Origin of the sequence: Pseudoalteromonas aquimarina (assembly GCF_049257255.1) — a bacterium.
GTDB lineage: Bacteria > Pseudomonadota > Gammaproteobacteria > Enterobacterales > Alteromonadaceae > Pseudoalteromonas.
This window is the reverse complement of record NZ_JBMMUG010000007.1, coordinates 13,820-25,783: the sequence shown is the minus strand read 5'-3', so window position 1 is coordinate 25,783 and position 11,964 is coordinate 13,820. Positions and strand designations below refer to the sequence as shown.

10 protein-coding genes are annotated in these 11,964 nt (G+C 42.0%); 8 read left to right on the top strand and 2 right to left on the bottom strand.

Annotated elements, in window-relative coordinates:
- Window positions 1-15 precede the first annotated feature (15 nt).
- The 7 genes from AAEU29_RS16875 (at window position 16) to AAEU29_RS16845 (ending at window position 7,318) form a co-directional block, all read left to right on the top strand.
- Entirely contained in the window at window positions 16-2,541 is a 2,526-nt protein-coding gene (locus tag AAEU29_RS16875; protein WP_421974398.1) for a GH92 family glycosyl hydrolase, read from the top strand.
- Complete coding sequence (locus AAEU29_RS16870; RefSeq protein ID WP_421974397.1) at window positions 2,541-3,749, top strand: sugar MFS transporter; 1,209 nt, start codon at window positions 2,541-2,543, stop codon at window positions 3,747-3,749. Before AAEU29_RS16875 ends, AAEU29_RS16870 begins: the two co-directional genes overlap by 1 nt.
- Entirely contained in the window at window positions 3,746-4,738 is a 993-nt protein-coding gene (locus AAEU29_RS16865) for a carbohydrate kinase family protein (protein ID WP_421974396.1), read from the top strand. Before AAEU29_RS16870 ends, AAEU29_RS16865 begins: the two co-directional genes overlap by 4 nt.
- Window positions 4,739-4,747: 9 nt before the next feature.
- Window positions 4,748-5,941, top strand: a complete 1,194-nt coding sequence (locus AAEU29_RS16860; RefSeq protein WP_421974395.1) for an AGE family epimerase/isomerase — start codon at window positions 4,748-4,750, stop codon at window positions 5,939-5,941.
- A 180-nt stretch (window positions 5,942-6,121) separates the two neighbouring features.
- Window positions 6,122-6,574, top strand: a complete 453-nt coding sequence (gene bcsD, locus AAEU29_RS16855) for a cellulose biosynthesis protein BcsD (protein WP_421974394.1) — start codon at window positions 6,122-6,124, stop codon at window positions 6,572-6,574.
- An 8-nt stretch (window positions 6,575-6,582) separates the two neighbouring features.
- A complete protein-coding gene (locus AAEU29_RS16850; RefSeq protein ID WP_421974393.1) occupies window positions 6,583-6,744 on the top strand; it encodes a hypothetical protein in 162 nt (53 codons plus the stop codon).
- A gap of 91 nt (window positions 6,745-6,835) precedes the next feature.
- Complete coding sequence (locus AAEU29_RS16845; protein ID WP_421974392.1) at window positions 6,836-7,318, top strand: hypothetical protein; 483 nt, start codon at window positions 6,836-6,838, stop codon at window positions 7,316-7,318.
- Here AAEU29_RS16845 and AAEU29_RS16840 read toward each other — a convergent pair.
- Window positions 7,305-9,935 (bottom strand): protein kinase domain-containing protein, encoded by a 2,631-nt coding sequence (locus AAEU29_RS16840; protein WP_421974391.1) that lies wholly within the window; start codon window positions 9,933-9,935, stop codon window positions 7,305-7,307. The two genes, AAEU29_RS16845 and AAEU29_RS16840, sit on opposite strands and share 14 nt — an antisense overlap.
- A gap of 97 nt (window positions 9,936-10,032) precedes the next feature.
- Here AAEU29_RS16840 and AAEU29_RS16835 point away from each other — a divergent pair, with 97 nt between their 5' ends.
- A complete protein-coding gene (locus tag AAEU29_RS16835; RefSeq protein WP_421974390.1) occupies window positions 10,033-10,956 on the top strand; it encodes an FHA domain-containing protein in 924 nt (307 codons plus the stop codon).
- A gap of 113 nt (window positions 10,957-11,069) precedes the next feature.
- On the opposite strand, the gene AAEU29_RS16830 is transcribed toward AAEU29_RS16835, so the two are convergent.
- Entirely contained in the window at window positions 11,070-11,915 is an 846-nt protein-coding gene (locus AAEU29_RS16830; protein WP_421974389.1) for a DUF2306 domain-containing protein, read from the bottom strand.
- Between the last annotated feature and the right edge of the window lie 49 nt (window positions 11,916-11,964).

Here is an 11,964-nt window from a genome sequence, read left to right as displayed (position 1 = left end):
TAATAAGAAACAACTATGAAACAGATTCTCTCTTGTTCATTGATGCTATTAACCCCGCTGCTGGCGCTAAGCGCCTGTGGCACGCATCACGCTGATCCCAGCAAAAGTGAAAACAGCGCCACAACACAAACCGATTATGTGCAAAACCCAGCGCAATTTGTGAACCCGTTTATTGGTACCAAAGGCCCATTTAACCATCGCCAAGCCGCAAATGTGGTACCTGGCGCGGTTAAGCCGTTTGGTATGTTTAACTTTGGCCCTGAGCACGCGTATACCAAAAAACTGATGGCTGAAAGTGAAGGCATTAGTAAACGTATCAACGAAGACAATGTGCGCATTCCCGTTTCGCCCGGTGGCTATAACTGGCAAGCAAAACGCTTAAAAGGTTTTTCATTTACCCGTTTATCGGGCACAGGCTGTTTAGGTGCATCAGGTGATGTGCCAGTGCTGCCTTTTAATCAAGCGATTAAACACTCCCCTGCCAGCGATAAAATTAATGCCTACTATGGCGCTAATTTTAGCCACGACGATGAAACGGCTATTCCTGGTTATTACCAAGTTGGGCTAGATTCAGGAATAGATGTGCGTTTAGCGGCCACCGACCGCACCGGTATTGCTGAATTTACTTTTGCGTCAAAAGAGCAGGCAAAACTGATATTTAGAACGGCTTACTCGCAACTAGGTAGTGGCGATGCGTTTACCAAAGTAGATGCCGCCAAAGGCGAAGTGTCGGGTTATGTCACAAGTGGTAACTTCTGTGGTTACCTTGGCGAATACAATCGCCGCGATTACTACACACTGCATTTTGTTGCCAAAATTGATGCGCCAATTACCGGCAGTGGCGCGTATGTCGACGACACAGTTTCGCCAAATGCAACTTCAAGTAAAGGCGGTATGGGTTATGGCGATACGGGCGTGCCAGAATGGGGGAAAGGCTCTGGCCTTTGGGTTGATTTAGACGTAAACGCTAACCAGCCTGTCACCATGCGTGTAGGCATATCTTACGTAAGTCTTGAAAATGCCCGTGAAAACCTAGCAAAAGAGCAAGCAAGCCAAAGCTTTGCACAAGTAAAAGACAGCGCCTATGCCGCATGGAATGATGCCCTTGGCCGCGTAAAAGTAAAATCAAACGATAGCGATTTGTTAACCACCTTTTATACGGCGCTTTTTCACAGCCAATTCCACCCTAATATCTTTAGTGATGTAAACGGTGAGTACCGCGGTTTTGACCAACAAGTGCATACTGTTAGCGCTAACCAAACGGCGCAATATGCCAATTTTTCTGGCTGGGATGTCTATCGCTCGCAGTTGCAGTTAATTAGCTTAACCCACCCAAATGTGGCAAGTGATATTGCCCAATCGCTGTTTAATCAAGCCAATCAGTTTAACGGCATTTGGGATAGATGGACGCACAACAATGGCCCAACAGGAGTAATGAGCGGTGACCCATCAACCATTGCAATTGCCAACTTTAAAGCCTTTGGCGCCGATAAATTTGATGTCGCAGGTGCTTATCAATCGCTTTACAAAGCAGCTACAGTGCCAACCGAATATGATTTATCAAATGTCGGCTGCCCGGTATTTTGCCGTGGCCAAAAACCATCGCTCGATGAATGGCTAAACCTTAATTACTTATCAGATCAATCTAATTCGTGGGAAGGTGCCAGCGAAACACTAGAGCAAGTATCTGCTGATTTTGCACTTTCGCAGCTGGCAGCGCGCCTTGGCAAAACTAAACACAGTCAAACGCTACTTGAACGCTCAAGCTACTGGAAAAACCTTTATAACCCGAAAGCCACAGAACAACTTGGTTATATTCAAGGGCGCAATCAAGACGGCAGCTGGAAAGACAAATTCGACCCATTTAGCGGCCACCTGTTTGTTGAAGGCAGCCCAGCGCAGTATTTATGGATGCTGCCTTTTGACGGCCAAGGCCTAAACGAATTACTGGGCGGCGATGAGGTAATGGCATCACGCTTAGATAATCACTTCCGAAAGCCTGATGGTAGCTGGGTGCTGTATCGCGATTCAGCCGAATATGCTGATGTTTCAAACCAGCCATCAATTGCTACTCCATGGATGTATTTATATACCGGTAAAGCCTATAAAACGCAGCAAACTGTGCGCGAAACCATGAAACAACTTTGGCATAACACAGTATCTGGTATTCCAGGGCAAGACGATTTAGGGCAAATGTCGTCATGGTATGTGTTCTCAGCACTTGGCATGTATCCGTTTTATCCCGGTCGCGCCGATATGGTGCTTTCAAGCCCAGCGTTTGAAAAAGCAAAAATTGGCAATATTAGCATTAGCGCACCAAACGCAAGCGCAGAGCACATTTACATTGATACGCTAAAAGTAAACGGCCAACCATCAATGCAAAGCTGGATTAACGAAAACCATGTAAACGCACCACAGCACCTTGAATTTACCCTTAGCACTACGCCAAATAAAGCATTTGGCCAAGCTAAAGTCCATCGTCCGCCGTCGTTTTCCACATCATCAACAGTGGCAACTAAGCTTGTTGGAGATAAACCCTAATGGCCAAGCAAATTAATCAAACCATGGCGTTTTACGCCATGACCAGCTTGTTTTTTATCTGGGGTTTTATTACCGCACTTAACGATATTTTAATCCCGTTTTTAAAAGCTGAGTTTTCGCTTAGTTATACTCAAGCGATGTTAGTGCAGTTTTGCTTCTTTGGTGCTTACTTTTTAGTGTCACCGCTTGCTGGGCGCGTGGTTGCAAAGTTTGGCTATCGCAATGGTGTATTTATTGGCTTATCAACCCTTGCCCTTGGCTGTCTGCTGTTTATTCCGGCAGCCAGCATTAAAGAATATGCGCTATTTTTAGCGGCATTGTTTGTACTTGCAGGCGGTATTACTGTGCTGCAAGTATCGGCAAACCCTTATGTGAACTGTTTGGGTGAGGAAAAACATGCTGCAAGTCGATTAAATCTGGCACAAGCAATTAACTCCCTTGGTCATACTGCAGGGCCATTGTTTGGTACTTACTTTATTTTGTCGGCAACATCACAAAATGCAGGGGCCGAACAAGTACAACTGCCGTATTTTTTAATCGCCCTTGCAGCGATAACTATAGCCTGCTCCTTTAAGTTTATTGAATTACCAAAACTTGATTTTGAAGAGCAAACTTCTGCTCAAGCTAAAGAGTCTATTTGGCAGCATAAGCACCTTGTTTTAGGCGCACTTGGCATCTTTTTGTATGTAGGTGCTGAAGTGTCGATTGGCGGCTTTTTAGTAAACTATTTTCAATCACCTGAAATCGGTGGCTTAACCACCGCACAGGCAGGTCACATGGTGGCCTACTATTGGGGTGGCGCGATGATTGGCCGCTTTATTGGCTCAGCGTTAATGCGTCAATTCTCGCCAAGTTATGTACTCGCTTTCAATGCCATTATGGCGGTTGTGCTGTTAATTGTTACGGTATTTAGCAGCGGCAAAATCGCGATGTGGAGCGTACTGGCTGTTGGCTTTTTTAACTCAATTATGTTCCCAACCATCTTTAGTTTAGCTATTCGCGGTTTAGGGCAACTTACTGCAAAAGGTTCGGGGTTACTGTGCCAAGCTATTGTAGGTGGTGCGGTGTTCCCGTTAATCCAAGCGGTTGTTGCCGATGCATTTTCAGTGCAGCTTAGCTTTTTAGTGCCCGTATTTGCGTATCTGTATATTGTGTTTTTCGCCATTAGCCAGCACCGCGTTCGCGCTCAAAAGGAGTTACCAGCATGAGCAAGGTGATCTGTTACGGTGAAGCCTTGATTGATTTTCTACAAATTAATCAACAATCACAAGATGGCATTAGTTTATCGGATTACCGCCAGTTTCCAGGCGGTGCACCGGCAAACGCAGCAGTTGCCCTTGCCAATCTCGGTGGTAAGGCGCATTTTGTTGGGCAAGTAGGTGATGATCAATTTGGCCATTTTTTAATAAACAGCCTTCGTCATTATGGTGTAAATACCTACTGTACGCTTATTCATGAAAGCGCACCTACACCACTTGCGTTTGTGCATTTAGATGATCACGGTGAACGCAGCTTTACCTTTATGCGAAAAGACAGCGCTGATTTAAAACTGCGCCCAGATGAAATCAAATCACAGTGGTTTACAGACGCTTCGCTAGTTCATTTTTGCAGTAATACGCTCACCGAAAAAGGCGCTGTAGACACCACAAAAACAGTACTAGAACACGCAAGCGCAAACAACTTAACCATCTGTTTTGATGTCAATTTACGCACTAATTTATGGCCAAATTCAGCCCTTAATATCGCGCTTATTAATGAATTTGTTGAAAAAGCAGATGTCGTTAAATTTGCCCGCGAAGAGTTCGAACTGCTTTGCCAAAATGCGCCTGAAGATTTTATAAACCGCTGCTTTAACGGCAATTGTGAGCTGCTACTTATCACAAATGGTGGTGATGACATTGAATACATAACCAAACATTACCGAGGCAGTATTAGCCCAGCTAAAACAAAGGTGGTTGATACCACCGCAGGTGGAGACGGTTTTATCGGTGCAATTTTGTATTTATTAAGTGAGCGCATCACCCTAGACGCTCTTATTAACGATGAAAACGCGCTAAAAAGCGCCATTGCATTTGCCAGTTGTGCCGGTGCGCTTGCCGTAAGTCGTCAAGGCGCATTCCCAGCACTGCCCTCGTTAAACGAGGTAGACACCCTTTTTAACCAGCAATTTAGCGCCCTCACCGGCGCATTTTTTTAGAGAACGCACGTGAACTTTTATAACGCTGATTTTTTAACACATCACAGCCAGTCGATTGTTAACTTTTATACCGAGCGCGCTGTCGATAGCGACCTTGGCGGCTATTACCAAAACTATTTAGACGATGGCACCTTGTTTAATAAAGGGTTTCGTCAATTAGTAAGCAGTACACGCATGGTAATCAACTTTTGCCGCGCCGCTAAGCATTTTAAAAACAACGAGTATTTAAACTTTGCTAAGCATGGCCTTGATTACATTGAAAATCATCATTGGATTGCAAAAACCAAGCAATACGCGTGGACGCTTGAAGATAACCAACCACTCGATATGACCCAGCAAGCCTATGGTTATGCCTTTGTGTTACTTTGCTACGCCCATTGTTACAAAGCAGGTGTGATTTCATCTGATAGAAAGATAAATGAAATCTTTGAACTGCTCGAATCGCGTTTTTGGCAAGCCAATGAAGGCATTTACGCCGATACAATTTACGCCAATGGTGAACTATGCGAATACCGTGGCCAAAATGCCAATATGCATATTTGCGAAGCGCTTATTAGTGCCTACAGTGCAACCAATGAACGCCGCTATTTAAAACGTGCAGAGCACCTTGCTGAGCGTTTTTGTTTTGAATTGTCAGCCCATAGCAATGGCTTAGTGTACGAGCACTTTACCCCTGAACTTTTGCCTGATTTCGATTACAACAAAGACGACGCTAAAAACCTCTATCGCCCGTGGGGGTTTCAACCAGGTCACCAAACTGAATGGGCCAAATTATTACTGCAGATTAACTATTTTGAAGAAAAACCACAGTTTGTTGAAAAGGCGCAGCATTTATTTGATGTTGCCTTTGCTAACGCATGGGATAACACCCATGGCGGCTTAGTGTATGGCTTTGATACGCATTACGCCACCTGCGATAGCGATAAATACTTTTGGGTGCAAGCCGAAAGCTTTGCAGCTGCTGCATTACTTTTTGATGCAACACAAAACAATGCTTACTTAACCCATTACAACGCCCTTTGGCAGTATTGCTGGCAGTATTTTGTCGACCATGATCATGGTGCATGGTATCGCGTATTAAAAGAAAACAATCAAAAGTACAGTGCTAAAAAAAGCGAAGCGGGAGCAAAGTGCGACTACCACACGCTCGGCGCGTGTTTTGATGTATTGGAATTTACCACAAAGCCGTTTCCAACCAATTAACACATTCCCCCAATGTGCCTACTTAAAGCCACGTTAAATACGTGGCTTTTTTTTGGCTTAACAGTAAAACCTTTTACTTTAGTCTTAGTGTAATAAGGCGTGATACACCCTTTTAATTGACTGCCCTACTATTAGCTTCAAGGTTAGATTGTTATTAGGTTGTTCACTTTGCAATACGCTATGCATTTAAAATCATTGGTAAAACAAAATATTTCTGGTCAATGGCAGTTTTTTGTCAGCTCGCTGTTTGAAACCCTTGAATCGTCTTATCCTGCCAGTGAGCGCATTTCGTTTTTAACTAAAATGGGCAAACATGCTAGTCGCTCACTTGAAGTGCACCCGAATTTAACCTTAGTTGAGCTAAATGAGCTAATAAATCAGTTTTGGTTTGAGCGTCGCTGGGGCCATTGCAATATTTTTGAAAAAGACAATGGCTTAGTCATAGAGCATTACATTTCGCCGCTTTGCGCTATTTTAAAACCCGAACACCAAGAATACGGTGATGCGTTTTTAACAGGGCTGTACTCTGAGTGGCTTAAAAACGCCAGCGCACCGTACCAAGGCATCATTAAGAAAGTAAGCGCTGACAACATTGACGATATTGCAGTACGTTTAAGTTATCACGTACTTTAGGGAAGATTATGAACACTCAATATACTGCTTTTAACAATGTTATTCATGTGACGTTTGCAAAAAAGCAAACGCAGTATCAAGACATGCCAAAACAAGATGAAACACTCGCAGAGATGTTTAAACGACATAAGGTTGTGGTGCCTTCTGATCTGATTTTTAAATACAAATAAAGTAAATAAAGTCAGATAGTTGCCGATAATAAAAAACGTTTTAAAAACGTAACTAATACTCTCCCCAAAAATAAAAATAGGAATTCACATAATGTATGATAATCCTACGGTAATTATCACCGTTAAGTTAAATGAGATTTTTACAGCTATTAAAGATAAAGTAGTTTATTGCAAAGATAACTTTGCATTAGTTGGTGATAGCTTTATTAGCTATGCCGTTGCTGATCAGTCTGATCCAGATAATTTAATTGATATTCCAACTCAGCCCGAGGGTTCATTTGAACCTCCAACAATTACCATTAAAGCAGGCACAACGGTAGATTTTGTTGTTAACCCTACTGAAAATGACGGTCAACCAGTTTATTTTGAATGGTTTCATGATCCAGCGCTTAAAGCATTACGTTTAGGCGTTGCTGCCAATGCTACTCGTTATCAAGCACTGCCACATGCACAAATTCCGGTAGATGTAACAATGACCATTGTTACACAATTTGAAGTAATTGACGGCAAATCAGAAGAGTTTACGATTGGTTGGGATCCGATTATTGTAGTGGACGATGTTAATCCGCAATAATTGACCTGAGTTCTGGTTCATTCCAGTTTTTCCAAAGAGGAGATGTTATTGCCTCCTCTTTTGGGTAACCTTTTGCTATCGCCAACTTTAATTTTTTAAGGGCGCTTTTAGTATCATTCAGCGCATCATAAGCCTGCGCGGCAAGATAAAACTCGGTTGCATTGTCTCGGTGAGATAATGAATCTAGTATTTGTAACGCATCCGCGCTTTCACCGATGCGTGCTTTATAATAAGCCCAAGCAAGTTTAGCACGGCTGTTTTGTTTATTAATTGAAAATACTTTTTCCGCTAAATCAGCCGCTTGTTTGTAGGTAGAGTTTGTATCTGGGTGTTTAGTTAACCAATACGAATCCGCCAAATTGCCCCAACTGAAGTAATTTTTTTTATCTAATGCAATTGACATTTTATAGGCCGCAATTGCCTCTGAATATTGACCCAATATAAAGTGAAATCCGCCAATATTAGAATAACCTGTTGCGGTTGGGTTTAAAGTATTGCCCTCTTTTGCATAGCTTAATGCCGATTGCAAATCGCCTTTACCATAGAAACTTGCCGAAAGACCAATATAGGCGCTGCTATTTTTTGGCGTTAAGGAAACTAATCGCTGATAGGTTGCAATCGCCTTATCGTATTGCGCAGTTCGGTAGTATAAGCGCCCTAACTGATTAAGTCCTTTCCAATGATTAGGCACGATTTTAAGTGCTGCCTTATAACTTTGCTCAGCTAATGCATTTTCTTTTAGTTGTTGATAGGCTCTAGCCAATTCAAAATGAAGGTACTCATCATTTGGATTGTCTATCACTAATGCTTTAAGTAAATTACTTGCTTTTACTGCATTACCACGCCTAAGCGCAAGTTTATGCTCTAGATAACTTACCTCGGGGTGAAGCGGTTCAATTTCTGCAAGTTGGCTTACAGTGTTTTCATACTGTAATAACCATTGTTCATCTTTTGTTTTGTGAAATTTATTCAAATACGCATAAGCTAGGTTCACATAGGCATCAACATAAAGTTCATCTAAGTCAATGGCTTGGTTAAACTGTTCGATGGCATTATCTATATAATTTTTTTGATCAGAGCGAAAGGTATAACCAATTGCAGCAATATAATGTTTATAGGCGCCATCAAACTCGGTGCCTTTATTTGCCATCTTACTTTTTGGCCAATTTAGCATGGTAATGGCTTTGTCAAACACCGCTTGGTTTGAGGCAAATAAATCTTTTACATTTACCTTAAATTGCTGCTGCTTTAGTGCAACACCTGATGCGCCGTCTATCAGCTCTAAATTGATCAAGCGCTGTGAACCTAAATGCTGAATACTACCCGTTAATACTAAATCGGCACCATAAAGAGTATAAACATCGCTAACGGTTAAATTTTTCAGTTTGGCTACTTCGGCGCTTGGAATAACCCAGCTATTGGTTTTTTCTCTACCCACTTTGCCAAGTTCAGTACTTAACGTTACCGCCAAGCCCTGGCTAAACAGCTGTACTTGTGGGTCGTCATTTATGTTTTGTAGTGGCAATACCGCAATACGTTTATTCTCGCTAATGCGCTTTTCGAGTATCTGCTGATTGCTAGGCGGGAATAAAATAGGCTGTAAAAGTACTGCCATCACACCTAGAAGCACCCCTGATAGACTGACTTTTTGCCATGGTGCGCGTCGCTGCCACCAGTTGGGTTTTTGCACTAAGGCGTCATTTAAATCAGTAAATGCATCGATTAAATCTGAAAGTGGCGGTCTTTTTGAAGGCTCAACCACCAGCAAGTTTTGAATAAGGGTGATTATCGCTTCGGGTAATTGTGTGTGTTTATCAGCTAGATTTTTGGCTTCACCTGTTGTGATTTGCGCTTTTATAACGTCAAGTGATTTTCCATCAAAGGCTTTTTCACCTGAGAATAACTCAAATAACACGGCGCCAAGGGCAAACAAATCGCTTTGCTTGCTGGCGTTTTGCCCTAAATACAGTTCAGGGGCTAAATAAGCAGGCGAGCCGATTGTTGCTGCCTGTGATTCACCACCGAGTACATGAGATAAACCAAAATCGAGTACTTTAAGCTGGTTATGTATATCAAACATAATGTTATCAGGCTTGATATCACAGTGTAAAATAGCGTTTTTATGGGCGTATTCAATGGCATTACAGAGCTGCAATGCAATACTGGCTTTTTCTTTTAATGGTATCTCTGTGGCGATTTTCGCTTTTAGGTTATCGCCGTCAACCCACTCCATCACGATGGCAAGTTGTTCATCACTTTGAATAATTTCATGGATGGTAACAATATTGGGGTGGCTTAATTTACTGGCAAGTTTGGCTTCTTGCACTAAGTCGCTTTGCTGGTCATTGTTTGGTACAAGTTTAAGGGCAACAGTTCGCTCTAGTAGCGGATCTTTGGCTTTTAAAATGGTGGCAAAGCCACCTGATACGGTGCTCAATACATCAAAATCACTGAGGTTACGCTGAGTAACAATAGCTGCTTCTTTTACTTCATCACAGCCTAGTGTAATAACTTGTGTTATTTCTAAATCGGCATCAGTGTTAGAGTCGTTACAGTGGGTGCATATTGCGCTCAATGGATCTAACAAATTGCCACAGTGATGGCATAATTTACTCATAGTAAGAAGCTTTTGTTATTGTTCATTGTAATTAAGCAGAATTACATCACATAATAACGGCAAAAGATTTCAATACAAGCGTTGATATGAGGGAAACATGGGTACATTTACGAATTTGGTTACAGAGCAAACAATTCAGCTACGCGACCATCATATTGTGGGCCGTCACCCTGAAACCGCACACACCTTAATTAAGGAAAATGCGGTATCGCGCAGCCATTGTTTAATTGAGTGGCAGCAAGGCAATTGGTACTTACAAGATATCAGTGCAAACGGTACTTTTGTTAATGGTAAACGCGTTGCAAAAAACATCAAACACGAATTAAAACTAAATGATGTTGTACAGTTTGGTGATAGCGAAAGCGTTAAATGGCAAGTTTCAAGTTTAGCGCAGCCATGCCCATTTTTAAAAAGCACCCATGAAAGTGTGAGTGACTTTGCCCTAAATCACCACGTAAACATGCTTAATTGCGACGACCAAGAACAGATGATAAGCCAAACGCTCTCTGGTCAGTGGTTACTTGAGCAAGAAGGCAATATCAAAGCGCTTCAAAATGGCGACTTAGTGCGTTATCAAGGTAATCAGTACATTTTAATTGCCCCAAGTGATATTGATGCCACGCAAGAATGTGAGCAAACAGCAGAACATACCATTGATGTTAAATTTACGGTAAGTCAAAACGAAGAACATGTCGGTGTTTTACTCAATGTTGATGGTCAAGCCATTGACCTTGAAGACAGAACCCATCATTACCTTGTGTTACTGCTTGCTCGTAAATACCTTGAAGATAAACAAAACAATGTACCTGAAGCTGAAGCGGGTTGGCTTGATAAAAGCCTGTTAATGCGCCAAACACGTATGGAAGAAACCCATATCAATACGCAGTTTTATCGTTTTAGAAAACAACTGCATTCGGCTGCGAAAAAGTACAATTTAGATGTAGATATTATTGCCAGACGCCGCGGTGAAATTCGTTTGCAATGCGCTACAATTAATATTTTACAAAGCAAAGCAGCTTAATCGCGCTGTTACTAACGAATACAATAATAACAATAACGAGTCCCCACCCCTGACTTTTAATACACGCAACCTATGCCTCTAGGTTGCGTTTTTTATTGTAAACCCCAAGTGTTTTAAAAAAGTGCAGCAAATACTTTTTGAATACGTGGCAGCCACATCATCATAGTTGCAGCACCTACCCCAATTAATGTGATGGTTGCACCAAACACGGTCATTATTGCAACACCCCACTTCACCGACAGGTTATTTGTACGTTTAGCCCAAAACACCAGTTCAGCAATTAACATGGGTAATAAATAACAAGCGAAAGACAAAGCGATATCCGCAGGGCCATCAAGATTACGCGAATTACCAAGCGGCCCCTGATTTACTACAAACCAGCCCATTAAATACAATCGAAACGTCCATACGCCATTAACCAATAAAAAGCTGTGTACGGCAAATCGCTGGTGCAAATTAAATTGCTTTTTACATGCGGTGCGCCATGCAAAATAGATAAAAGTAGGAATTAAAATACCATTTAGTGTAATACCCATTGAACCTATGTTACTAAAGCGCATGCCTGCCACCCAAGTAAGGTATAATCCGGTGACAGCGCCGCTAATACCCAAGATAAAAAAGATGCGACCATTAATCCGGTGCAAAAGCGGGTATTTATTTCTAATAGATGGCACCAATTGTGACATGCCACAAAATGCCAGAATAATCGCAGGTACTACATGGGAAAAAAACACCATGCCATCAAATACGCGTTTGTCTTGCACCCCTTGCCCAGGTAACAAATTGTGAGTTACTTCACTGTTGCCCACTAAGGTTGGCAACACATATAAAATAAGAATGTAACTGGCAAATAACCACTGGCCAACAAGTGCAGCCCAAAACCAGGTTTTAACACTTTTATCTAAAATTGTATGAGGTGATAAACCGTTTTTAACACCATCCGCTAATAAACTTTGCATTTCTGCCCCTTTCTATTAAATGACTGATTCACATAGAAAATTGACATAT

Bases quoted from the DNA above. Each gene is read 5' to 3' on its own strand.
- AAEU29_RS16865 (WP_421974396.1), top strand. From the start codon at position 3,746: ATGAGCAAGGTGATCTGTTACGGTGAAGCCTTGATTGATTTTCTACAA.
- AAEU29_RS16845 (WP_421974392.1), top strand. From the start codon at position 6,836: ATGTATGATAATCCTACGGTAATTATCACCGTTAAGTTAAATGAGATT.
- AAEU29_RS16835 (WP_421974390.1), top strand. From the start codon at position 10,033: ATGGGTACATTTACGAATTTGGTTACAGAGCAAACAATTCAGCTACGC.
- AAEU29_RS16875 (WP_421974398.1), top strand. From the start codon at position 16: ATGAAACAGATTCTCTCTTGTTCATTGATGCTATTAACCCCGCTGCTG.
- bcsD (WP_421974394.1), top strand. From the start codon at position 6,122: ATGCATTTAAAATCATTGGTAAAACAAAATATTTCTGGTCAATGGCAG.
- AAEU29_RS16840 (WP_421974391.1), bottom strand. From the start codon at position 9,935: ATGAGTAAATTATGCCATCACTGTGGCAATTTGTTAGATCCATTGAGC.
- AAEU29_RS16830 (WP_421974389.1), bottom strand. From the start codon at position 11,915: ATGCAAAGTTTATTAGCGGATGGTGTTAAAAACGGTTTATCACCTCAT.
- AAEU29_RS16870 (WP_421974397.1), top strand. From the start codon at position 2,541: ATGGCCAAGCAAATTAATCAAACCATGGCGTTTTACGCCATGACCAGC.
- AAEU29_RS16850 (WP_421974393.1), top strand. From the start codon at position 6,583: ATGAACACTCAATATACTGCTTTTAACAATGTTATTCATGTGACGTTT.